Below are 22,714 nucleotides of genomic sequence, written 5' to 3' on the forward strand. Positions count from 1 at the left end.
AGGGTGAAATGAAAAAGGACTGTAAAGTTGCTTTATGCAACCTCACAGCCCTATATACATTAGGCTAGATATTCAATAATTTACTTTTCAATAATGATACGATTCAGCTTAAGATTCACCGGGGCAGCAATTGTGTCACCCACAGGGCATTTGCTCTCTAGAAATTGTACGAATTGTTCGACCTTCTCGGCAGGCGATGGGGTCTTTATGTAGAATGTATAACGAATATCAGAATAACCGGGACGAACTTCAGAACGGTTGAAAAATCCATCAAGGTCCAGATCACCTTCAACGTCAACTCTGAAATCTTCAAGCTCTACCTCAAATCTAGGGGCATAGACTCGAGCCACAATGGATTGGCAGGCGCCCAAAGAAGCAAGCAAAGCTTCGACAGGATTCATTCCTGTATCCGTTCCCCCAAGACTTTGTGGTTCGTCGATGACAAGATCGAATTGTCTTGCTTTAGTAACGACCTTAACCCCATCTTGTAAATGGGCAGTTGCTTTGAAAGTTTGAACATTTGGCATGTGTTTACACTCCTTCTTCTAGATAACCCAAGTATGATTCGATATTTCAGCGTTGTTTAATTCATAGTAATTTTCTAGGAATTGTTTAGATTATAGTTCTATTCTTTATACCCTGTCAATACTTGATTAGTATAATTTGGATTCTTACATCTTTATGAGTTGAGTTTTGATAAAAAGTAAGGGAGGTAGATAGAGTGTCAAATGAAATTGAACGCTACTTGAACTATCCTTTGGTTAAAATACCAGGGGGAGAAATAGAATTAAGAGACGATAGAATAAAAAGCAATTGGAAAGTTGAATTAAGACCATTTCATCTTGCTCGATATCCTGTAACGATGGAGCTTTACAACGCTATAACTAATAAATCATCAAAATCACCTGAAGAAAATCATAAACCAGTAGTTAACATTTCTTGGCATGATGCTATTTCCTTTTGTAATCTGCTTTCACATAAAGCTGGATTGAAGGAAGCTTATGCTATAAGCAAAGATGGAGAACACATAATTTGTGATTGGGAAGTGGGTGGCTATCGACTTCCTTCGGAAGCTGAGTGGCAATATGCATGTAAAGCAGGGACTTCCGGTTATCAATATGGAGAGCTGGATAAGATTGCTTGGTATAATGAAAATTCAGATGGCGAACTCCATGCAGTAGGGACGAAAGAACCGAATGCATGGGGGCTTTATGATATGTTAGGGAATGTTTGGGAGTGGTGCTGGGATTTATATGATGAACAAGTGTACGGTTCCTATCGAATTTTTCGAGGAGGTAGCTGGGCTGAAGAGGCTAGAGGCTGTGGAGCAACCTGTCGTCGTCGCAGCCATCCCACTTTTAGCGTGGATGATCTTGGATTCCGCCTCGCTCGATCTTTATAGTATCAATAGACCATTCATTTACCGAAAAAACCAAAAGGGGCTGCGACTTTCTGCAACCTCTTTTTTTGTGTATTTCCTCAAGGAAAAGAAACACATATCTATCAATATTGATTACCATACTTATACCGCTGTTAGCTACATTTGTACAAGTTGAAATCAAATGGATTATGACGACGTTTATAGAGTGAGAATAAACTTGACAGACCCTATTCAAAACGTATACATAATCGTAACGAATACATATGTATACAAATCGAAGGAGGGATAAATATGCGCGATGGACATTTCGGAAAGCGCGGTCATAGAGAAAACGGGGAACACAGAGATCGTGAACACATGAATAAACATGGGATGAAAGATTCTATGGATCAACCTAAAAGTGCTCAAACTTTTCGCCGCGGCAGGGCTATCGCATTCTTGGATAAGCTTATTGTGAATCGAACCACTTTACACGCTTTGCCTCATAATCGTGAGATTCTGGGTGTGCCACAAGATTATGATGTTATTGGAGTATTTGGAATTGGATATCCGGAAGAAGTTCCAAATGCTAAGCCGAGAACACCTATTACTTCCAAAATCACTTATCTATCATAAAACAATAGGTCCTTCCAGAAATGAATGTAACGGAATGTGGAAACTTAAGAATTATTTAAGGCCGAATTGGGTGTGGTCTGTGTTAGCACCACTTATGATGTTGGTCGAAGTGTCCATGGATCCACTACAGCCCACGCTAATGGCGAGCATTGTGGATCATGGTATTATGACGAAAGATTTATCTCATATTTATTCGAACGGATTGACCATGCTTGGAGTGGCATTTATCGGTCTAATTGGTGGGGTGGGCTGCACCGTTTTTTCGAGCATCGCCTCTCTAAATTTTGGTAATGATTTACGGATTAGTCCTACGCTGACCCTTGTCGTTACCGTGCCACTACTGGTTGTAATATTGTATGAAAATGCAGGTCAAATAAGATGGGGCAACACAGTATTACAGGAAAATCTATCGGGTATCCGTGTAGTCAAAGCATTCGTCCGTGCTAAGCATGAACAGAGATGATTTAATACAGCTAACAAGGATTACACAGAAACTGCGATAAAAGAGGTGCGCCTAATGTCGTTGAATATGCCGCTCATGATGCTTGTGCTATATGCCAGTATTGTTGCAGTACTCTGGTTTGGGGGGCTGCAGAGCTGGAATGGCTCGCTGCCGGTCGGTCAGTTGATCGCCATTATTAACTACATAACCCAACTGTTGATGTCAATTTTGATGTTGAGCAATATGCTCACATTCTTCTCGAGTGCAAAGGTCTCCGCCGATCGGGAGAATGAGGTGTTTTCCACTATCAGCGAGATTACAGACGTAGACTCCGCTAAAAAAGATTCCATACACAATGGTCGAATCGAATTTGACAACGTATCATTTTCTTATGGTTCTACGGATGATAACCTTGTGTTAGATGGCATCAATTTCACTGCCGAGCCAGGAGAAACAGTGGCCATACGCGGAGCCACCGGTGCTGGGAAATCTACTTTGGTCAGCCTCATTCCTCGGCTCTACGAAGTATCCTCTGGATCTATCACAATTGATGGCTCTGATACTCGCAAAATTGCTTTGGAAGATTTGCGTCGCAGGAGAGGATACGTTATGCAGCAATCTATTCTGTTCAGCAGCACAATCCGTGATAATATACGATATGGCAGACCGGAGGCTACGGATGAAGAAGTGGAACAAGCAGCGGATTTTGATTGCGCGGCGTTATTAATTCAGCCAACTATCCTAATCATGGACGACAGTACTAGCGCGCTCGATGTGGCGACAGAGTCGCGAATCCGGCAAATGTTAAAAAAGCGTCTTCGCAGCAGCACGATATTTTGATCGCCTATAGGCTCAGTACGATCCAGGGTGCTGATCACATACTCGTTATCCAGGGTGGAGGAATTGCCGAGCAAGGTAGTCATGAGCAACTTCTTGCGATGCAGGGCGCCTATCACGAGCTATACAATACCCAGTTCAAACGGGCGATTTAAATGAACGTCCGTGTTGATGGCGACAATTTCGATACGTTTCAAATTAAATAGGAGACAATAAAACACTGACCTGGATCAGTGTTTTTTGTTAGAGAGGGGATCACAGAAAATCGATTTGACCACTGAAACGCGACATTGTATGCTACTACAAGATAATTTAGACAAGGAAGTGAGTATGTGAGCCATTCCAGCTATGAACGGTTTGATACCGAAGGCAAATTGCCGTTTGATGTTTCTCTACATGGCGTCAACTATGTGCCGAATCATTGGCATATGAGTGTGGAGCTGATTTTTGTGCTGTCCGGTAATCTAGAGGTTTCGACCGGAAACCGCCAATATAGGCTTAAGGAAGGGGATATGCTGCTCATTAACCAGTGTTACGTGCATGAAGTCATCGGCTTAGATCAGAATATCATCGCTACCTTTCGAATTCCTATAACCTATCTTAAGCAGCATATTCACAATGTGGAGAAGATCAGCTTTGAATGTTATTCTGCCGAAGCAGGTCCCGAGAAGCAAAGCGGCATAGACACCATGCGTCAGCTCATGGCTGAAATGGTGCAGCTGAATTACAAAGGTGGAGAAGCTTATGAGCTGGAGATGGAGGCACGAATGCTAGGGTTGTTCTCCGTTTTGGTCAAGCAGTTCAAGAGGCCAGACTCCGGTGAAGCTATGAATGTAAAATATATGGAGCGGATGATGAACATCATCACTTATATAGATGAGCACTATAAAGAGCCGGTGTCATTGCAGACAATAGCGGAACGCGAGTATTTGTCGGTGCCGTATTTGTCCAAGTTTTTTAGCGAGAACATCGGGGTGAATTTCCAAACCTACTTAACTAGCATTCGCTTAAAAAACACTGTTGAAGCCCTTCTGAGTCATCAAGAGCAGTCGCTTGCCGAGCTGGCGCTTCAGCATGGCTTTCCGAATGCAAAATCTTTTTATGCTGCATTCAAAAGCCGGTATCATATTACACCGCATGAGTACCGCAAAAAATATCGACCCCAGACTCATGCGAAACAGGAAGGTTCTACTTCCGGCTACTTGGCATTTAATCAATCCAGTGCACTGGGCATTATTCGGCAATTCCTACGACGTAGTCAGTCGCTTCAGCTCGAACCAGTTCATGCGGTTGTTCAGCTATCTGCGAGTATATCTTTAGACGGAACTCAGCGACCGATCCAGCATAGCTGGAAAAATATCATTACGATCAGCAAAGCAAACGAAGGACTTCAAAGCGATGTACAAGCCCAGTTGAAATATTTACAAGAGCGGTGTCCATTCCGCTATTTGCGTTTTCATGGGATATTTGATGATTCAATGATGGTGTACTGGGAGGATTATGAAGGGCAGGCACATTACAATTTCCGTTTTGTGGATCAGTTGTTTGATTATCTGTTATCTATCGGCTTGAAGCCTTTTATAGAACTTGGGTTTATACCTTTTGATCTCGCAGCAGACAGCAGTAAACAGGTGTTTTATGAAGAGAGTTATGTGAGTCTTCCTAAATCCATGGACCGTTGGTGTGAATTGGTGGATCGCTTTATTCGCCATTGTCTTAATCGGTATGGCCTTGAAGAGGTGGAAAGCTGGAAGTTTGAATTCTGGAATGAACCGGAGTATGGATTGTTCTGGTCTGCGACGCATGAAGAGTACAACGAAATGTATGCACGAACTTTCCATACCGTCAAAGCCGTTTCTCCGAACCTCTTGATTGGCGCTCCTGGTAGAATTATTACTTTAAACTCCAATGCGTTTTGTGAACAGTTTTTCACTTTCTGTAGAGAACGGGATTGTCTTCCGGATTTCATCCCTTTACATTTTTATCCTCATGAGAACATGGATAGTCTGCTCCATATAACTCAGGAACAAAAAGAAGTATCGAGTGAAATACAGTCATCCCCACTGGCGCTAGAGGGGTTTAGCAAGGTGTCACCAAACCCAGATTATTTGAAGGAATCGCTGGAGCGGGAGATCGGGCTGCTTGCTGAGTTGGGACTTAACGGACATGAACTATATTTAACCGAATGGAATTCAACGGCATTTCATCGTGAACTGACCAATGATACATTATATAAGGCTGCATATATCGTAAAGAATGTAATCGAGAATCTTGACCGTATCAGTGGATTCGGATATTGGGTACTGAGTGACAACATTGAGGAATCGGCGGCTTCGTCCCGGATTTTTCACGGTGGGCTTGGACTCATGGCTCAGTACGGGATTCCCAAAGCGGCTATGTATGCTTATGAACTGCTCGCCAAGCTGGGAGACCGGCTAGTCGCTCACGAAGAGGGATATATCGTGACGGCGGGGCGAGGGGGATATCAGATTTTAACTTACAATTATTGTCATTTTGATGATCTGTATGCGCTTGGAGATACATCGTTCATTACACCTACAAGCCGGTATAGCGGTTTCAAAAATGAAAGAATTCTTAAGATCGAGCTCACATTAACTGGATTACCATCCGGCAGGTATAAGCAAGTGACGCATACGATCAGCAGAGCGTATGGCAGCAGCTTTGATAAGTGGGTGGAGATGGGAGCTCCATCTGTTCTAACTGCAGAGGACACTGCTTATCTAAAGGCTGCCTCTCCCCCACGCAGACAGGTTCAGATTCTAGAAGCAGGTGAAGAGCTTTCTACTGTCATGAGAGTGGAACCACATAGCGTGGAGCTCATAGAGCTGATTCCGTTGTTTTGAGAAAATGAGGCATTTTTTATGATCTATCTTAATCATTAATGTTGAAACGCTTTCAATTACATTAAAAATGAACCTAAAAGTGTATAATAAACCACCTCTCATCCAAGGGGTGGTTTACTTTATAATTAATTAGTAAACGGTTTCTAAAAGGGTGAGGAGGAATTACAATGGCTGGAGCAACGATTAAAGGGCAGCCTCACACTCCTTTTGGCAGATTGGCATTGGGCATTCTGCTTGGTTACCGCTTGATGATGCTCCCGTGCTGTTAGGCATCGACTGCTGGACCTTCTTTTATATCTTCCTTGCCGTCTGTACGATACTAGATATGCAGGGAGTGAAGCCACTTCTAAGAGAAGAGAGTCCAAACAGCCGAGCTGTCGGCCATCGAAGTCAAATCACAATAAGCTGAACTTGTCTAAGAAAGAGAACAAGAAAATAGTGGAGGGAAACCAAATGAATCAGAGAGAGACTTTTAAAACCACCAAAAGCCTTCATAAAATATCTTACGTAAGCAATAAGGGCGGCCCAACCTTGGGCTTTTCTCCTGAATCTGGAGTGCAGATTCTCGAGCAGGACGGACTGTTCTTCAAGGATCTGAATCGAAATGGCATGTTGGATAAATATGAGGACTGGCGGTTGTCGCCGGAAGAGCGGGCCGAGGATCTGGCTTCACAGATGAGTGTTGAACAAATTGCCGGACTCATGCTGTATAGCGGTCATCAATCCATTCCAGCACTCAGTAGCAGCTGGTTCTCAGGAACGTACAACGGTAAATCCTTTGAGGAGAGCGGTGCAAAGCCGTGGGAGCTAACCGACGAGCAGTTGGCATTTCTGGCACAGGACCATCTGAGACATATTCTGGTTACCACAGTGGAGAGTCCAGAAATAGCCGCCCTGTGGAACAATCAGGTACAGGCATTTGCAGAAGGAACCGATCTAGGTATTCCAGCTAACAACAGCTCCGACCCGCGCCACGGCTCAGATTCAAGCTCGGAGTTCAATGCCGGTGCCGGTGGAGAAATCTCTATGTGGCCGGAGACGCTTGGCCTGGCGGCAACCTTCGATCCAAAGATCACATATCAGTTCGGGCAAATTGCCTCCCGTGAGTATCGTGCGCTCGGTTTAGGAACTGCGCTGTCCCCGCAAATCGATATTGCTACAGATCCGAGGTGGTTCCGTTTCAACGGCACATTTGGCGAAGATTCGAAGCTGTCTGCTGATATGGCTAGAGCTTATGTCGACGGCTTCCAGAACTCGGAAAATGACCGGGAGATTAACGAAGGCTGGGGATATGATAGTGTGAACGCTATGGTAAAACATTGGCCTGGCGGTGGTTCCGGTGAAGGCGGAAGGGATGCACATTATGGTTGCGGCAAATATGCCGTCTATCCTGGAGGTAACTTTGAAGAACATCTTATTCCTTTTACAGAAGGAGCTTTCAAATTGGATGGTCCAACCAAGCAGGCTTCAGCGGTCATGCCATATTACACAATTTCCACAGATCAAGATAAAGTGAACGGGGAAAATGTCGGGAATTCCTATAGTTCTTATCTTATTACCGATCTGCTACGGGAAAAATACGGTTACGATGGCGTTGTATGCACTGATTGGCTTATTACAGCCGACGAATCAAATAGTAAGGATTCTTTTCTCAGTGGTAAGCCTTGGGGCGTAGAAGGTCTGTCCGTCGCGGAACGGCATTACAAGCTCTTAATGGCAGGCGTTGACCAATTCGGCGGCAATAATGAGATTGAGCCTGTGCTTGAAGCTTACAAAATGGGAGTAGCTGAGCATGGAGAGGTGTGGATGCGGAGTCGTTTTGAACGGTCTGCTGTTCGGCTGCTGCTTAATATTTTCCGTCTGGGTCTCTTCGAGAACCCGTATTTGAATCCTGAGGAGAGCACGCAGATTGTTGGGAACCCGGAGTTTATGCAATCAGGCTATGAAGCGCAGCTGAAGTCGATCGTTCTGCTAAAGAACAAAAACCAAGTCTTGCCGTTGGCATCGAAACAAACAGTATATATTCCGAAGCGTTACACTCCAGCAGGAAAGGATTGGATCGGCAATCCGACGCCAGAAAAAACGGAATATCCGGTGAACCTGGATGTTGTGTCTAAATATTACCATGTCACAAATCAGCCGGAAGAGGCAGACTTTGCTCTTGTCTTCATTAGCAGTCCCAAATCGGGAGTAGGCTACAGCCAGGAAGATTCAGACCAAGGCGGAAATGGTTATGTGCCAATCAGCCTACAGTATCGACCGTACACTGCGGAGCATGCTCGGGAGCAGAGTTTAACCGGAGATGCGCGTGATAACGATGTACTTAACCGTTCTTATAAGGGGAAAACCGTTGATACGCATAATGAGAGCGATCTGGATACTATTCTGGAAGCTCGCAAGCTGATGAAGGGCAAGCCGGTGGTTGTGTCGATGCTACTCTCCAACCCTTCGGTCGTTGCCGAATTTGAGGGAGAGGCAGATGCAATACTTGCTAACTTTGGTTTGCAGGATCAGGCACTTATGGAAGTATTAATAGGTGCGGAGGAGCCTTCCGGATTGCTCCCAGTACAAATGCCATCAGGCATGCAAACGGTAGAAGAGCAACTGGAAGATGTGGCACATGACATGGAATGTCATGTGGATTCGGAAAGACATGTTTATGATTTTGCCTACGGAATGAATTGGAATGGTGTTATAGAGGATGAAAGAACTAAGAATTACCGTAAATAAGAACTGTCTGGAGACATTGTCGAAGACTTGCAAAAAACGGTTAAAGCTGCGTCTCAGTATCTATGAGATACCCTATTTGTAAAAAGCGCCGCCTGAGGAATCTGTCAGGCGGCGCTTTATATCGGTTTTCCGATGAGATTTCTACTCCTGACGTCTACAGGCCGAGGGCCATTCAGATCTCCTGTACTTTTTTACCTGGATGCCAGAGCTATAAATTCCTCCCTAACAACGTCCCAAGCTGCTCAGCCAAGACATGATGTGGCACAGGCTTCTCATTTCCACTACTCCTGCATATGCCGAAGCAACAAAACTAATAATAACCGAAAATTAGGATGGACCAAGAACTACATCTCAGAAGGAAGTAACAATAGAACAGAGGATCATATCATTGAAGTACTTACAGAGCAGGTATCTGATGCTTATCTAGATCATTTAAGAAATCTTATGATCTCTTATATTTTCGGAGGCAAAGAGAGGTTAGACTTTTCTCTAGTAGTGAAAAAGTTGAAACAATTTTTTTCAATTGATGCATTAATGCTAGAGGGTGGAGGCGTTTTAAATGGCTCCTTTTTAAATGAAGGATTGATTGATGAACTGAATTTGGTATTAGTTTCAATTGCAGATGGAGCCTCTAGTTCTGTGACCATATTTGAAAATAGTGCTTCTCTGCAAAAACAACGATCTGCGAATTTCTTCTTAAAAAGTGTAGAAAAACTTGCTGATGATGGACTATGGATGAAATATGTAATCAAACGTGATTAAAACTGAGTTTTCAAAACAAGCTGTCCCCCAAAAAAATATTAGAATCAAGTGTTCAACCCTGACAGATGCAAAGTTTGCTTCAGACGATCAATATCCACGTAGATATCTTCGAATCCTGGAAAACGAATAGCAGGATCTGGCCAGCCTTGCCCATACATCATGTAATAATCGAGAGCATTGTGGTTGCTGATCATCCAATACGTTGGAACGATATGCTGTTTATGAATAATCTCAATAACTTGTATTCCTGATTGACAAAAAGCCAAATTGGCAAGTCCAGCGCCATGGGCTCCCAAAATTACTTTTGACGAAGCGAATAACTGGATTTGCTGTGCAACCGTCCAGTACACTAGTTAAATCGGTAGGATGTTGAATTCTTCAAGGCAGCGGACTTGACTTGGAGTGAACTCCAAGTGAAATAATAACAAATATCAGCAAATGAACATTACAATCTATTGAAAGAGAGGAATCATTGTAAATGGACTATGGTAAACTTGGCAATACGGGGCTGGATGTATCTAGGCTCTGTCTAGGCTGTATGAGCTTTGGTGTAGCAGAACGTTGGATCCATCAGTGGGTGCTTGATGAGGAGCAGAGTCGGCTTATCATAAAAAAAGCTCTTGAGCTTGGAATTAATTTTTTTGATACTGCTAATGTGTATTCTGACGGAACGAGTGAGGAGATTCTTGGACGGGCTCTTAAGGATTATGCCAATCGAGATGAAATTGTTCTCGCGACTAAGGTCTATAATCGTATGCATGAAGGACCTAATGGTGCTGGGCTTTCCCGAAAAGCAATTATGAGTGAGATCGATAAGAGCCTTAAGAGATTGGGAACAGATTATGTGGATTTGTACCAGATCCATCGCTGGGATTATCACACACCTATCGAAGAAACGATGGAAGCTCTTCATGATGTGGTTAAGGCAGGTAAAGCAAGATACATTGGTGCTTCAGCTATGTATGCTTGGCAGTTCCAAAAAGCTTTATATGTGGCGGAGAAAAATGGTTGGACTCGCTTTGTATCCATGCAGAATCACCTCAACCTAATCTACCGTGAAGAAGAGCGCGAGATGTTGCCACTTTGTAAGGAAGAAAAAATCGGTGTTATTCCATATAGTCCGTTGGCCTCAGGAAGATTAACTCGTGACTGGGCAGTATCAACCCATCGTTCAGAAACCGATCAGATTCAAAAATCTAAATATGATGGGACTGCAGATGCAGATCGATTAGTTGTGGAGCGGGTGGCTGCTATCGCCGAAAAATATGGTGTTCCACGTATTCATATCGCGCTTGCTTGGTTGCTTCAGAAAGAACCGGTTACTGCTCCTATCATTGGTGCTACGAAAATGTCACATCTAGAAGATGCTGTAGGTGCGTTATCCGTTACGTTAACACCTCAAGAAATTGCGTTCTTGGAAGAACCTTATACACCGCACCCAATCATTGGTTTTAATTAATACTGAGTGTCGGAGGATAACGAAAGTATGACCATTACAGAAGTAAGTGAAAAATTCAATCTGTCCCCGGATACGCTACGCTATTATGAACGCATCGGTATTATTCCACGTGTGAATCGCAATAAAAGCGGAAATAGAGACTATTCGGAAGAAGACTGCAGGTGGATTGAACATATCAAATGTATGCGAGGCATTGGTCTTCCCGTTGAAATCTTGATTAAGTATGTTGAGTTGTATAGACAGGGGGAAGAGGCTAATCATGCTAGAGTAGAACTCCTGATTGAGCAGCGGAAGCAACTCTTATCTAGAATGGAAGAGATGAATAGAGTATTGGAACGGATGGATAAAAAAATTGAACGATTGAGTAAACAATAAGTCCTCTTTTTAGGGCTTATTGTTGTATTAGGAACGCGATTCTTCATAACTTCTTCCGATACGCCTTGGGAGACATACCGTAGGTTTTGGTAAATTGTCTAGTGAAATAATTGCTATCGCTAAACCCGCTTTCATGTGAGATCTGGGTAATACTGAAGTCAGAATGCTTCAACAAGCCGCAAGCCCGCTCCAGACGCAAACGATGGAGATAGGAAATAGGAGTCGTCTGATAGTAGGAGCGAAAGATCCGGTTTAAGTGTCTTATAGATATACCTGAGTGTTTGGCGATTTGATCTAGCGCCAACGATTCTAGATAGTGGTCTTCCATAAAGGAGAGCGCGTTTGCTAAATGGATCAGATGATTATCCTGGCTCCCTTTGTCCTGTTCCTTATAATGTCTTGATAAATAAACAACCAGTTCCATGAACCTTGAAACCAACAAAGAAAAGAATCTAGGGTATTTGCCCGGGGAAATTGCCTTGCCTGAATCGCTGACGGGGACACAGTTTATTAAGATGATGGCTGATTTACGTGGCATCAATGATATGACTCATACCAATTATTTGATTTCAAAATTTGAGCTTGATCCAGCGGGCAGTTTAAAACGCATGTCTTTAGGGATGAAGCGGAAGCTCGCTATTGTAACAGCTTTTATGCATAATCCCGACGTTCTTGTTCTTGATGAACCTACAAGCGGTCTTGATCCCATCATGCAAAATGTATTTATTGATTTCATCAAAGAGGAAAAAGAAAAAGGGAAAACGATTTTACTATCGAGCCATATCTTTAATGAGATTGACGCTACCTGTGACAAAATATCAATTATCAAAGATGGAAGGTTAATTTCAACCTTTATAGCCGATGAGCTTCGTCACAATGAGAGCAAATCCTTTGAATTTGAATTCAACTCCAAAGAAGAGTTTGAACGTTTTAGTATAGAGGTTCTGTCTCTAAAAGACATTGAAGTCACTTCTTTAAAAGCGCATAAAAAACAAGCGGAAATACGAGTGAATGATAGCGACATCAACATGTTCATAAACACCCTATCAGAGTATGATTTGAAGTTTTTCTCAGAGATCAAGTTTACGCTTGAGGATTACTTTATGAAGTTTTATGACCGAAACTCTAATTCAGAGGGAGGTGCCAACCATAATGCCATTGATAGAGATTAATGATTTGACAAAAGATTATGGCCAAGGACGAGGTGTTTTTAACATTAATCTCTCGATTGAGAAAGGTGAAGTGTTTGGTTTTGTCGGCACAAATGGAGCAGGTAAAACCACAGTGATTCGTCATTTGATGGGCTTCTTAAAGCCACAAATCGGAAGTGTAAGAATTAACGGAATGGACTGTTGGGAAGACTCGGCTGAGATAAAGAAAATGATTGGCTATACGCCTGGAGAGATCGCATTTCCCAATGCTCCAACTGGAACGGAATTCCTAAAACAGCAGGCTGAGCTGTTAGGACTCAAAGACATGACTTATGCAAATACAATCATAGAGAAACTCCAACTAGATCCAACAGCTAACTTGAAAAGAATGTCTAAGGGTATGAAGCAAAAGACTGCAATTGTCGCTACCTTAATGGCTGATCCTGATATTTTGATTCTGGATGAACCGACAACAGGAATTGACCCTCTGATGAGAGCTGAATTTGTAGATATATTAAACGAAGAAAAGAAGAAAGGAAAAACGATTTTTATGTCGAGTCATATGTTTGAAGAAGTTGAACATACCTGTGACAAGGTTGCTCTTATTAAAGATGGTCAAATTATTGCTGTGAAATCAACTCTTGAGGTTAAACACAATGAAGAGAAGACGTACAAAATTGAGTTTACTTCGCCTGAGGACTACCAACGTTTTTTAACAGAGCCATTTGATTGTGCAGATCAACGTGAAAGTCAAAATCAAGTCATTGTAAAGATACATGATCGTCAGATCAACACGCTCTTCAAAGTGCTCAAAGGGTATGAGATCAAGTTTATCACTGAAAACAAGTACACACTCGAAAAATACTTCAGAAGTCTATACTAAAGGGGGAGTAACTAATGTTTAGTAAAACGATCTTTAAACAAACATTGAAAGCCAATTTCAAGTTATGGCTTATTTTCACGATAATTATGAGTGTGTTTAGTGGCGTACTCATTGCCGTTTTCGATCCAAAGACTCTATCCAGTATGTCGGATATGATGAAGGACACACCACTTGCGAGCATGTTAGGATCAACCACTTTCCTTGGCATGCTCTCTCAGACCTTCTATTCGATGCAGGGTGTTATTCTGCCATTGATCTTTGTGATTATGACCGCCAATAGTCTTATTGCGTCTCAGGTAGATAGAGGCTCCATGGCTTACTTGCTATCAACACCTATAAAAAGAAGCACAGTGGTCAGAACACAGGCTATTTATCTAGTAACATCGCTTGTTGTAATGTTTACGATTTTATCCATCTCGTAGGAGTAGTATCTGTTCAGGCTTTCCAGAGCGATATTGATTTTAATATTTCGGATCTGATTATGCTCAATGTAGGTTTATTTCTCTTAATGTTTGCAACCAGCAGTATTTCTTTCTTATTTTCTTGTATCTTCAATTTGTCGAAAAACTCACTCGCTTTTGGTGCAGGTATCCCACTTGCTTTCTTTCTCTTTGAACTGATGGGTAAGGTAGATAGCAGTCTGGAGGGATTTAAGTACATCTCACTGAATACATTATTTGATGCGGATGCAATCATAAATAACGGCGATTATTGGATTCAATTTACTCTTCTTGGTGTTGTAGGTATTGTACTTTATGCGATTGGCATACGTGTCTTTAAGGAAAAGGATTTGCCTTTATAACGATAGTTGGGGTTACTCACAACTAAAGGAAATATCTTCTTGTCTACTTTTTAAGATATTCTTGGTAAGGTAGGGGGATATCAATGAATAAGAGGTGATGAGTTGTCATGAGTAAGAAATACTGCTTGTTCTGTGATGAGATCGTCTCCACTACAACAGATGGCGATTACGATAGATATTTAGGTTGTAATTGTTCTCCCGACGGGTTCTATAACTTATTGAGAGATAGCTATGAGCCCATTAATTCACTTCCGCATCAAAAGAAACGCGACATGTTTCATATCGTATCGGCTTATATACGGGAGCTGACAGATGGTGGTGAGAAGGTCAGTCTATCGGCCGACGATATAGAGTCTGTTGTAATTTCTCCGAAAATTCCTGTGACGATTGAAGATAAAGGAAACCGTTTATTGCGATACTTATACAGACATTCCGAAGCCCCTGTGGAATCCGTTGTCATTCAACCACTCTCCAGTAGCTATAACCTGACGTATTCGCCCAATCTGCAAGAACTGGTATATATCATAGATAAGCTGATTAACGAGCAGTTTATTATCAGAGAAGGCATGACCTTTAAGCTGACAGACGAGGGATGGAATGAAGCTGCGGCAATCGCAGGAGGCAAAAAATTAAAACCATGTATCGTTCTAATGTCGGATGCGGAGGATTTGCACACGGAGTGGGTGGAAAAACTGCTTCCTAAAATCGAGCAGTTTGGTTATATGCCACGTTTGCTAAGTCATACGACTACGAAAAACCGTGAATTGTATTCCTTGGAGCTGATAGAGGAGAGTAAACTGATTATCGCAGATTTAACCGGTCAATCCCCTGAAGTGTATTTTACGGCTGGATATGCGCTCGGATTGAACATTCCAGTGATTTGGACTGTGAACAGCAGCGATGCCAATAATCTTTCTGTACATGTGAAAAATATCCGTCCGATAGTTTGGGATACAGCCGAAGAGCTGGCAGTTTTACTCCAGCAGAAGTTGAGTCAATAGAGTCCATGTCATATTTAAATGAACACCAAGCAGAAGAAGCCGCGAATTTCGCGGCTTCTTTCTTATCACTATAAAAGTTATTGTCTCAACTCAAGGATATTATGAAATCTTGTTTCTATTGTGGAGGACTGAGCCGAGACCTATAAATAACCATGCAATAATACCGCTGAAAATAAACAGGAAGCCAAGTGGAATTAAGAAAAAAGCCGGCTCATGCAATATACCATCTGCTCCCACGCTTGAACCCACCATACCCGAGATCATTAAACTAATGATTCCTAACAATAGGGGGGCAGAGGCGAATAGATATTTTTTTTTCATATGACATTCTCCTTTACTTGTTAACCATATAATACACAAATTCAATTCGTAAATCAACATTAATTTATTGTAATACGATATATCATTATTGTAAATCAAATGAATGAGCTTGTGCTTGGGATTTGATGAAAAATTGGGGTCTTGACCATAATTGCTGGTGAGGACTATTATTTGGGTTAAACAAATTTAAGTAGTCTTAATGCTATAATTGTACAGAGGTCGCTCCAAGTCGGATGGGTTGAGCAGTAACAGATAAAAAAGAAAACGGTTACAACTAATATTCGATAGGGACGGCGTTCTGATCATTTTCAAGGCTTATAAAATTTGTTCAAACAGTGAATGAATACAATTATAGGTTGAACAGCTGCAAGGGGGCAGAAATGAAACCAATATTCAAGATTATGATTGTGGATGACGAGATGTTAGTTAGACAGGGAATAAAGCACCTTTTGGATTGGGAACAAGAAGGGTATCGAATCGTCGGCGAGGCTTCTAACGGTCTTGAAGCACTAAATATGATGGACGAGATCAGTCCTCATATCATTATTACAGATATCGTAATGCCTGTAATGGGCGGGGAGAAGCTGGTCAAGATCGTAAAGGAGAAGTACCCTCAAATTGAAGTCATCGTATTAAGCAGTTTCAGTGAATACGATTACGTCCGATCCACATTTCAGAGTGGTGTAGCGGATTATATCCTGAAGCCGAAGCTGGAAGCCGATTACCTGTTGTCCATCCTAAATAAAACAACGGCTAAAATGGCAGGGATGAAGATGACCGATCCAGGTACCGATCCAGAGGAAAAGCAACTTTTACTAGTCATCGAGAAGCTCATTACAGGATATGAATCTGTGCTGGAACCTACGATGCTACATTCGAAGTTTCCTCACAGACAATTCGCGTTTTTCGGAGCGGATATGAAACATATTAAAGATTCTGGCGACAAGCTAAACTTCGCAACTGAATTGGAAAGAGGAATCCATAAGTTCGCTTTGGACGATGTTGTGTTTATTCGACTAAAGTTCATTAACGATTCGGTTATTTATTTGCTCAACGCTAATCCAGAACAATGGGACGAGCTTGTGATTGAGCTCCGTTATCTGATCTCGGAAATAGAACATCGTGTGAGAGAAACGCATTTTATCATCAGTCAGAGCTTCGCGGACTTTGAAAGACTTGGTGAGATTTATCGTGACAATTATTTGAAGCTTACACGATACAGTTTCTACTTGCCGGAACGAAGTCTGATTGAGAATGATCATTTGCCGGGACTTCCGGGAGCGTATCAGGAAATTGACATGGGAGAATTAATGGATCAGTTGAGACGTAAGCAATTCCAGAAGGCATTTACAGAGTTTCTGGAATATGTCCATCTGCATTCAATGGATTATCGCATTGATATTTTCGAATTCAAATCGCTATTGGGGAACTTTATATTTAACGTAGCGACCACGCTTGGAAAAATGAAGTGTGAGATCGGAGGTCTGGAGGAGACCAAATACGACTACTTCCGAAAAATAGATGAAGCGCTGTATGCAAGTGATGCTATTGCTGTTACTGAAGCATTCATTCGTGAAGTTGAGCGCACTATTGGTGAGACGAATCCATCGGTTAACCCAAATATGACGAAGCTACTCGAATATATTCAGAATCATTATGCAGATCCGATCACACTGACAGGAGTAGCTAGACAGTTCCATTTTAATGCTTCTTATTTATCGAGTTATTTTACTGCACATAATGGCGAAGGGTTTAGTGAGTACCTGAACAAAGTCCGGGTGGAAAAAGCTATGGAGTTGCTCGAGACAACGGAGAAATCAATTTCCGATATTAGCGCAAGCGTGGGTTATTCAGATCAGAGTTATTTCACCAAGGTATTTAAAAAGCAGACTGGCATTTCTCCGAGCCGGTACCGGAGACGGGACGTAGCGCAGCCATGATTGGAAATATCATAAACAAGATTAGAAAGCAGGGCTTATTTCTCAAGCTGTTTCTCGTGACTCTCATTAGCATCGTAACCGTATCACTCCTGACGCTGGCTATTACGATCCGTATGTCAGAAAATTTATTTTTAAAGACCTTCAGCATAACGAACGGCAAACTACTGAATCAGATGAAGACAAACTTGGAGTCTTACAACAACGTTGTAGCTACGGGCGCTACAATGACAGCTCAGAATGGGGCCATCCGAAGCTATTTGTCTGGGGGAGAGACGGATGCAGTGACTCTTGCTATCAAAACCTACCAGATGACAGAAAGCATGCGTGCAGTCCGCTCCAACCTCAGTGCCTTTGATATTGGTATTATGATTGTAGGTGCGAATGGCAGAAGTTATTCAACCGATCCTTGGTATTGGTCTGCTACCGCTGAAGAACTGAAGAACCACACGATTACGAAAGCGACAGTGGCCCATCCTCAGCAAATTCTGTACCAACTTTATCAAAAAGAGGATGGTAAAACTAAAAAGAAAGAGATCATGTTAGTGGCTTCTAAAGCTCTGTTTGATCATTCGACCGGCAGTATCTATGGCACTATGTACATTGCAATTCGTGATAGCGATTTTAAGACCTTCTATGCCAATTTTACGAGTGAAGGTAATGATGTTGTGTTGCTGAATGGAAAAGGACAAATCGTATCCAGCAACAGGACAGAGTTAATTGGGCTGCTTGATCAACAGTTGCTTCAAGAAGTAGTTGCTGAACAGAGCTCAGGAGACAATGGAGAATCTGTCTATGTTATGGGGAATGAACGAGTAGTGTTCTCGGAATATTTGCCTGAATTTGATTTTTATTTGGTGAATTTGATCGATAAGAAAGCTGTGACTGGTCAGATGGTAAATGCCAAAGCAGTGTCGTTGACGATTATGGCTATCGTAGCAATTTCGCTTATTATTGTATTTTTAATTACAAGGAAAATGACGAAGTCCTTGCGTGTACTCGTTAAACAGATGTCGAGTATTCCTACAGGCGAGTTCGATAATCATGTAGATGTCACTAATAGTAGCTATGAAGTTAAGGAGTTAGGTAACGCCTTCAATTTCATGCTTGATTCACTTCATGATTATGTTGATAAGCTGATGGAGACCCAGAAGCAACAACGTAATGCGGAGCTGGCGGCACTCCAAATGCAGATCAATCCACATTTTTTATATAATACGCTAGCTTCTATCAAATTTCTGGTGCAGCAGGGCAATAAGGAAAAAGCAGCAGGAACGATAAATTCACTAATCTCACTTCTGCAAAATACGGTCAGTGATGTTCATTCTACCATTCCCGTTAGTCAAGAATTGGAGTCACTGAAGCATTATGTGTATATTAATCACGTGAGGTACGGTGAGAAGATTCGTGTGAATTACTTTGTGGAGCCTGAGAGCTTGGATTATCATATGCCGAAGCTAATTCTTCAACCTTTTATCGAAAATGCATTCTTTCATGCATTCAACCTTAAAGATGAGGGAAGAATTCTCATCATGATTGCCGTGCAGGAAGATCAACTTGTATGTGAAGTTGTAGATAACGGTGATGGAATGGATCTTGACCCGAATTTGTTGGAAGAGGAGCAGCTACCAGCGTCGAAGCACAAACGCCAACTGTTCTCCGGGATCGGTATACGGAATGTGGATGACAGAATCAAATTGTTATACGGAGAGAGATACGGGATTAATATTACAAGCAAACGGAATGAAGGTACACAAATCGTTATTACGCTTCCATTGTTAAAAAACTAAAAATTTTACATGAATCTAAAAATAGTACCAGAGTCGAAATGAGAATCAAAATAGGACCCAATAATATCACCAAAGCTAACAAAGATACTGCCAAAGAAAACGAATACAAAATGATAAGATGGAGGCGTAGCAGAGAAAACGCTTCCATCTTTATTATTTTTCAGACTATCAAGGGGGTTTACGTAGTGAAAAAATTATTATCCGTAATGCTAGCTAGTGTGGTTCTACTGTCGGCATGTTCCACAGGTGGAACGAAAAATGAAACGAGCAACTCTGGTAACTCCGGAGCCGAAGGTAGTACCAAGCCAAAAGAGATTACAGTTTGGGCTTGGGACCCGGCGTTTAACATTGCCGCTATGAATGTTGCCAAAGATGCTTATGCGAAAGTTAATCCGGACGTAACGGTTAACGTCGTTGAGAACGCGCAAGCTGATATCGTTCAAAAGCTGAACACGGGGCTAAACTCTGGTTCCACGAAGGGTCTGCCTAACATTGTACTGATCGAAGATTATCGTGCGCAGAGCTTCTTGCAAGCGTATCCGGATTCCTTTTATGAATTGTCGGATGTTGTAAAGGCTGCTGACTTTGCGGATTATAAGATTGGCCCGACCAGTGTTGACGGCAAGCAGTACGGTGTTCCGTTTGATTCTGGTGTAACTGGAATGTATGTACGGACAGATTATCTCGAGCAAGCAGGCTACAGCCTGGATGCATTACAGGATATCGACTGGAAGCAATATATCGAGATTGGTAAAGCTGTTAAAGAGAAAACCGGCAAAAGCATGCTGACGCTTGATCCAAATGATCTTGGACTTATCCGAGTAATGATCCAATCGGCGGGTGCATGGTATACGGGAGATGATGGTCAAACTCCGACCATAGAAGGCAACGCTGCTCTGAAAGAAGCACTTGAATTGTACAAGGAAATGATGGATTCTGGCATCGTGAAAGTAAATTCGGACTGGAGCCAATTTGTAGGCGCATTCAATGGTGGTGAAGTGGCTACTGTGCCGACAGGTAACTGGATTACACCTTCGATTAAAGCCGAAGCTTCCCAATCTGGTAAGTGGGCAGTAGCTCCACTACCTAAGCTAGCAACAACAGAAGGCTCAGTCCACGCATCCAACCTTGGTGGTAGCTCCTGGTATGTAATGAATGTAGATGGTAAAGAAGCAGCAGCGGAGTTCCTTGCAAAGACTTTTGCTTCTGACGCTGAATTATATCAGACGTTGAATACAAAAGTTGGTGTTATCGGCACCTTGAAAGCTGCGGCGAGCGGTGAAGCTTACTCAGCTGCGGACGAGTTTTTCAAAGGCCAAAAGGTCGTATCTGACTTTGCAGCATGGACCGAGCAAATTCCTAACGTCAACTATGGCATGAACACTTACGCAATCGAGGACATTATGGTTGTAGCGGTGCAATCTTACCTAGGTGGCAAAGATGTAGATACTGTTCTGAAAGATGCGCAGAAGCAAGCGGATACTCAAATTCGATAATCGCACTTAGGCTATACAACCGATGCCCTTGCTCCTTCTTCTCCTGTAAATTGGATTCTACAGAAGGATGGGTAGCAGGGGCTTTCATCTCTAATATATAAGACAGAAGGGTGCGGAGTGGAGTGGAAACTGTAAAGACAGGGCTAAGCCCGCAAAAACAAAAGAGCTCTAAAGGGTCACGGCAGAACCATCTGACGGGTTGGTTATTCGTCCTTGTGCCGGTCATCATGATCAGTATTTTCTATTTTTATCCAATGATCCAAGCTTTAATTCTATCCTTTAAGACGGGTAGAGGAAGCAATCTTCATTTTACCGGATTTGATAACTATATTCGATTGTTTAGCGATACCACGTTCCTTACAGCCGTCAAAAACACATTTATTTACTTAATTATTCAGGTCCCAGTCATGCTGGTGCTGGCTCTCTTTATCGCTGTGTTGCTTAATGACGAAAGACTGAAATTCAAAGGTTTTTTCAGAACGGCCATATTTCTGCCGACGGTAACGTCACTTGTAGCGTACTCCGTTGTTTTTAAGTACATGTTTGGAGCCGAAGGTATCATCAATAAATTTCTAGTGAATCTGCATTTAATCAGCGAACCGATTCAGTGGATTACTGACCCCTTTTGGGCCAAAGTTACGATCATCATTGCCATCACTTGGCGCTTTGCTGGCTATAATATGATTTTCTATTTGTCATCCCTACAAAATGTCGACAAATCTATTTATGAAGCTGCTCACATCGATGGCGCCAGTGCATTTACTCAATTTTTCAAAATTACAATTCCCCTATTGAAGCCGATTATCTTGTTTACGACGATAACATCGACCATTGGAACACTTCAGTTGTTTGACGAGGTGGTTAACATCACGAAAGGTGGACCCGGCAATGCAACCATGTCGATTTCCCAATATATTTATAACCTTTCTTTTGAATACACGCCTGACTTCGGATACGCTGCAACCGTCTCCTACTCGATTGTTGTAATGGTGCTCATTCTGACGCTAATTCAGAACAAAATAGGAGGAGACAAGAGATAATGAAAACTAAACGCATGTTTACTTACCTGTTTCTAATCATCGCTGCGCTGATCTCTATCTTTCCATTTATCTGGATGATTATTAGTGCCACGAATCAGTCGGTTGATGTAACTAAAGGGACATTGCTGCCCGGTGCGCATCTCTTTAAGAATATAGACAATTTATTTAGTTCCGTAGATATGTGGCAAGCCCTTTGGAACTCCGCAAAAATCTCTGTGGTGACTACTGTGCTTTCACTGCTGGTAGCATCGGCGGCTGGATATGGTTTTGAAATGTACCGTAGCCGGAGTAAAGATATCGTATTTAATATTTTACTAGCTTCAATGATGATTCCATTTGCAGCGATCATGGTACCTCTATTTCAAATGTTCGCCAAAGTATCAAGTGTGATACCGTTTCTTGGTATCGATACAGCAGCGGCAGTCATTTTACCGACATTCACAACAGCATTCCTAATTTTCTTCTTTCGTCAAAGCACAAAAATGTTTCCTAAGGATATGATGGAAGCCGGCCGCATCGATGGTCTTTCGGAATTTGGTTTATTCTTCCGCATCTATATGCCGACGATGAAATCAACTTATGCCGCCGCTGCGATTATCACCTTCCTAAATAGCTGGAACAATTATCTATGGCCGCTGATTGTATTGCAATCACAAGAAAATATGACCGTGCCACTTCTAATCTCGAATCTTGGATCGGGTTATGCCCCTGACTATGGTTTGATTATGTCTGCGATTGTCATTACGACTCTGCCGACTGCACTTGTATTCTTTATGATGCAAAAGCAATTTGTGGCAGGGATGACGGGTTCAGTTAAATAAGTTAGCG

The 22,714-nt window shown here is 42.2% G+C and carries 23 protein-coding genes and 1 pseudogene; 20 read left to right on the forward strand and 4 right to left on the reverse strand.

All coding sequences use genetic code 11. From position 1 onward, the window contains the following. Positions 1 to 80: 80 nt before the first annotated feature. A complete protein-coding gene (locus MHH52_RS14090; RefSeq protein WP_340009314.1) occupies positions 81 to 527 on the reverse strand; it encodes an OsmC family protein in 447 nt (148 codons plus the stop codon). 194 nt (positions 528 to 721) lie between these two features. Between MHH52_RS14090 and MHH52_RS14095 the strand changes: the two genes are divergently transcribed. The 8 genes from MHH52_RS14095 (at position 722) to MHH52_RS14130 (ending at position 9,631) form a co-directional block, all read left to right on the forward strand. Then, a complete protein-coding gene (locus MHH52_RS14095) occupies positions 722 to 1,402 on the forward strand; it encodes an SUMF1/EgtB/PvdO family nonheme iron enzyme (protein ID WP_340009316.1) in 681 nt (226 codons plus the stop codon). A gap of 270 nt (positions 1,403 to 1,672) precedes the next feature. Then, positions 1,673 to 1,996 carry a hypothetical protein gene (locus tag MHH52_RS14100; protein ID WP_340009318.1) on the forward strand — a complete coding sequence of 108 codons (324 nt, stop codon included), beginning with the start codon at positions 1,673 to 1,675 and terminating at the stop codon, positions 1,994 to 1,996. A gap of 34 nt (positions 1,997 to 2,030) precedes the next feature. Beyond that, a complete protein-coding gene (locus MHH52_RS14105) occupies positions 2,031 to 2,459 on the forward strand; it encodes a hypothetical protein (RefSeq protein ID WP_340009320.1) in 429 nt (142 codons plus the stop codon). Positions 2,460 to 2,513: 54 nt separating this feature from the next. Beyond that, positions 2,514 to 3,278, forward strand: a complete 765-nt coding sequence (locus MHH52_RS14110) for an ABC transporter ATP-binding protein (protein WP_340009321.1) — start codon at positions 2,514 to 2,516, stop codon at positions 3,276 to 3,278. Continuing rightward, positions 3,275 to 3,430 carry a hypothetical protein gene (locus MHH52_RS14115; RefSeq protein WP_340009323.1) on the forward strand — a complete coding sequence of 52 codons (156 nt, stop codon included), beginning with the start codon at positions 3,275 to 3,277 and terminating at the stop codon, positions 3,428 to 3,430. Before MHH52_RS14110 ends, MHH52_RS14115 begins: the two co-directional genes overlap by 4 nt. Positions 3,431 to 3,607: 177 nt before the next feature. After that, positions 3,608 to 6,139, forward strand: coding sequence for a helix-turn-helix domain-containing protein (locus MHH52_RS14120; protein ID WP_340009325.1), 2,532 nt, complete (start codon positions 3,608 to 3,610; stop codon positions 6,137 to 6,139). A 453-nt stretch (positions 6,140 to 6,592) separates the two neighbouring features. Then, positions 6,593 to 8,869, forward strand: a complete 2,277-nt coding sequence (locus MHH52_RS14125; RefSeq protein ID WP_340009327.1) for a glycoside hydrolase family 3 N-terminal domain-containing protein — start codon at positions 6,593 to 6,595, stop codon at positions 8,867 to 8,869. A gap of 258 nt (positions 8,870 to 9,127) precedes the next feature. Then, positions 9,128 to 9,631: a dihydrofolate reductase family protein gene (locus MHH52_RS14130; RefSeq protein ID WP_340009329.1), complete on the forward strand. Its 504-nt coding sequence runs from the start codon at positions 9,128 to 9,130 to the stop codon at positions 9,629 to 9,631. A 44-nt stretch (positions 9,632 to 9,675) separates the two neighbouring features. On the opposite strand, the gene MHH52_RS14135 is transcribed toward MHH52_RS14130, so the two are convergent. After that, entirely contained in the window at positions 9,676 to 9,981 is a 306-nt protein-coding gene (locus MHH52_RS14135) for a glycosyltransferase 61 family protein (RefSeq protein ID WP_340009331.1), read from the reverse strand. 128 nt (positions 9,982 to 10,109) lie between these two features. Here MHH52_RS14135 and MHH52_RS14140 point away from each other — a divergent pair, with 128 nt between their 5' ends. Both MHH52_RS14140 and MHH52_RS14145 read left to right on the forward strand, forming a co-directional pair. Continuing rightward, positions 10,110 to 11,090, forward strand: a complete 981-nt coding sequence (locus tag MHH52_RS14140; RefSeq protein WP_340009332.1) for an aldo/keto reductase — start codon at positions 10,110 to 10,112, stop codon at positions 11,088 to 11,090. 27 nt (positions 11,091 to 11,117) lie between these two features. Next, positions 11,118 to 11,465, forward strand: coding sequence for a MerR family transcriptional regulator (locus MHH52_RS14145; protein WP_313636827.1), 348 nt, complete (start codon positions 11,118 to 11,120; stop codon positions 11,463 to 11,465). 43 nt (positions 11,466 to 11,508) lie between these two features. Here MHH52_RS14145 and MHH52_RS14150 read toward each other — a convergent pair. Then, a pseudogene (locus MHH52_RS14150) lies at positions 11,509 to 11,916 on the reverse strand (helix-turn-helix transcriptional regulator); the annotation flags it as partial. Here MHH52_RS14150 and MHH52_RS14155 point away from each other — a divergent pair. The 5 genes from MHH52_RS14155 (at position 11,888) to MHH52_RS14175 (ending at position 15,302) form a co-directional block, all read left to right on the forward strand. Then, on the forward strand, positions 11,888 to 12,637 hold the full coding sequence (locus MHH52_RS14155) for an ABC transporter ATP-binding protein (protein WP_340009335.1): 750 nt from the start codon (positions 11,888 to 11,890) through the stop codon (positions 12,635 to 12,637). The pseudogene MHH52_RS14150 and the gene MHH52_RS14155 overlap by 29 nt on opposite strands. Further along, positions 12,618 to 13,499: an ATP-binding cassette domain-containing protein gene (locus tag MHH52_RS14160; RefSeq protein WP_340009337.1), complete on the forward strand. Its 882-nt coding sequence runs from the start codon at positions 12,618 to 12,620 to the stop codon at positions 13,497 to 13,499. The genes MHH52_RS14155 and MHH52_RS14160 overlap by 20 nt, the downstream gene beginning before the upstream one ends. Before the next feature lie 14 nt (positions 13,500 to 13,513). After that, on the forward strand, positions 13,514 to 13,921 hold the full coding sequence (locus tag MHH52_RS14165) for an ABC transporter permease subunit (RefSeq protein WP_340009339.1): 408 nt from the start codon (positions 13,514 to 13,516) through the stop codon (positions 13,919 to 13,921). Between the two features lie 59 nt (positions 13,922 to 13,980). Beyond that, complete coding sequence (locus MHH52_RS14170) at positions 13,981 to 14,301, forward strand: hypothetical protein (protein WP_340009341.1); 321 nt, start codon at positions 13,981 to 13,983, stop codon at positions 14,299 to 14,301. Between the two features lie 107 nt (positions 14,302 to 14,408). Then, a complete protein-coding gene (locus MHH52_RS14175) occupies positions 14,409 to 15,302 on the forward strand; it encodes a hypothetical protein (RefSeq protein WP_340009343.1) in 894 nt (297 codons plus the stop codon). 99 nt (positions 15,303 to 15,401) lie between these two features. On the opposite strand, the gene MHH52_RS14180 is transcribed toward MHH52_RS14175, so the two are convergent. Beyond that, positions 15,402 to 15,623: a DUF3955 domain-containing protein gene (locus MHH52_RS14180; protein WP_313639959.1), complete on the reverse strand. Its 222-nt coding sequence runs from the start codon at positions 15,621 to 15,623 to the stop codon at positions 15,402 to 15,404. A 380-nt stretch (positions 15,624 to 16,003) separates the two neighbouring features. On the opposite strand from MHH52_RS14180, the gene MHH52_RS14185 reads away from it, so the two are divergent. The 5 genes from MHH52_RS14185 (at position 16,004) to MHH52_RS14205 (ending at position 22,707) form a co-directional block, all read left to right on the forward strand. Continuing rightward, positions 16,004 to 17,563, forward strand: a complete 1,560-nt coding sequence (locus MHH52_RS14185) for a response regulator transcription factor (RefSeq protein ID WP_340009346.1) — start codon at positions 16,004 to 16,006, stop codon at positions 17,561 to 17,563. Beyond that, complete coding sequence (locus MHH52_RS14190; protein WP_340009347.1) at positions 17,560 to 19,350, forward strand: histidine kinase; 1,791 nt, start codon at positions 17,560 to 17,562, stop codon at positions 19,348 to 19,350. Before MHH52_RS14185 ends, MHH52_RS14190 begins: the two co-directional genes overlap by 4 nt. A 185-nt stretch (positions 19,351 to 19,535) precedes the next feature. Continuing rightward, on the forward strand, positions 19,536 to 20,846 hold the full coding sequence (locus MHH52_RS14195) for an extracellular solute-binding protein (protein WP_313639962.1): 1,311 nt from the start codon (positions 19,536 to 19,538) through the stop codon (positions 20,844 to 20,846). A 227-nt stretch (positions 20,847 to 21,073) separates the two neighbouring features. Next, on the forward strand, positions 21,074 to 21,886 hold the full coding sequence (locus tag MHH52_RS14200) for a sugar ABC transporter permease (RefSeq protein WP_340009643.1): 813 nt from the start codon (positions 21,074 to 21,076) through the stop codon (positions 21,884 to 21,886). Then, positions 21,886 to 22,707, forward strand: a complete 822-nt coding sequence (locus MHH52_RS14205; RefSeq protein ID WP_340009351.1) for a carbohydrate ABC transporter permease — start codon at positions 21,886 to 21,888, stop codon at positions 22,705 to 22,707. Before MHH52_RS14200 ends, MHH52_RS14205 begins: the two co-directional genes overlap by 1 nt. Positions 22,708 to 22,714 lie beyond the last annotated feature (7 nt).

It is taken from the genome of Paenibacillus sp. FSL K6-0276, from assembly GCF_037977235.1.
Lineage (GTDB): Bacteria > Bacillota > Bacilli > Paenibacillales > Paenibacillaceae > Paenibacillus_AQ.

Coding starts and splice junctions, on each gene's coding strand:
- MHH52_RS14090 (WP_340009314.1), bottom strand. CDS start 527: ATGCCAAATGTTCAAACTTTCAAAGCAACTGCCCATTTACAAGATGGG.
- MHH52_RS14100 (WP_340009318.1), top strand. CDS start 1,673: ATGCGCGATGGACATTTCGGAAAGCGCGGTCATAGAGAAAACGGGGAA.
- MHH52_RS14105 (WP_340009320.1), top strand. CDS start 2,031: ATGTGGAAACTTAAGAATTATTTAAGGCCGAATTGGGTGTGGTCTGTG.
- MHH52_RS14110 (WP_340009321.1), top strand. CDS start 2,514: ATGTCGTTGAATATGCCGCTCATGATGCTTGTGCTATATGCCAGTATT.
- MHH52_RS14125 (WP_340009327.1), top strand. CDS start 6,593: ATGAATCAGAGAGAGACTTTTAAAACCACCAAAAGCCTTCATAAAATA.
- MHH52_RS14140 (WP_340009332.1), top strand. CDS start 10,110: ATGGACTATGGTAAACTTGGCAATACGGGGCTGGATGTATCTAGGCTC.
- MHH52_RS14145 (WP_313636827.1), top strand. CDS start 11,118: ATGACCATTACAGAAGTAAGTGAAAAATTCAATCTGTCCCCGGATACG.
- MHH52_RS14155 (WP_340009335.1), top strand. CDS start 11,888: ATGAACCTTGAAACCAACAAAGAAAAGAATCTAGGGTATTTGCCCGGG.
- MHH52_RS14160 (WP_340009337.1), top strand. CDS start 12,618: ATGCCATTGATAGAGATTAATGATTTGACAAAAGATTATGGCCAAGGA.
- MHH52_RS14165 (WP_340009339.1), top strand. CDS start 13,514: ATGTTTAGTAAAACGATCTTTAAACAAACATTGAAAGCCAATTTCAAG.
- MHH52_RS14170 (WP_340009341.1), top strand. CDS start 13,981: ATGCTCAATGTAGGTTTATTTCTCTTAATGTTTGCAACCAGCAGTATT.
- MHH52_RS14175 (WP_340009343.1), top strand. CDS start 14,409: ATGAGTAAGAAATACTGCTTGTTCTGTGATGAGATCGTCTCCACTACA.
- MHH52_RS14180 (WP_313639959.1), bottom strand. CDS start 15,623: ATGAAAAAAAAATATCTATTCGCCTCTGCCCCCCTATTGTTAGGAATC.
- MHH52_RS14185 (WP_340009346.1), top strand. CDS start 16,004: ATGAAACCAATATTCAAGATTATGATTGTGGATGACGAGATGTTAGTT.
- MHH52_RS14190 (WP_340009347.1), top strand. CDS start 17,560: ATGATTGGAAATATCATAAACAAGATTAGAAAGCAGGGCTTATTTCTC.
- MHH52_RS14200 (WP_340009643.1), top strand. CDS start 21,074: ATGATCAGTATTTTCTATTTTTATCCAATGATCCAAGCTTTAATTCTA.
- MHH52_RS14205 (WP_340009351.1), top strand. CDS start 21,886: ATGAAAACTAAACGCATGTTTACTTACCTGTTTCTAATCATCGCTGCG.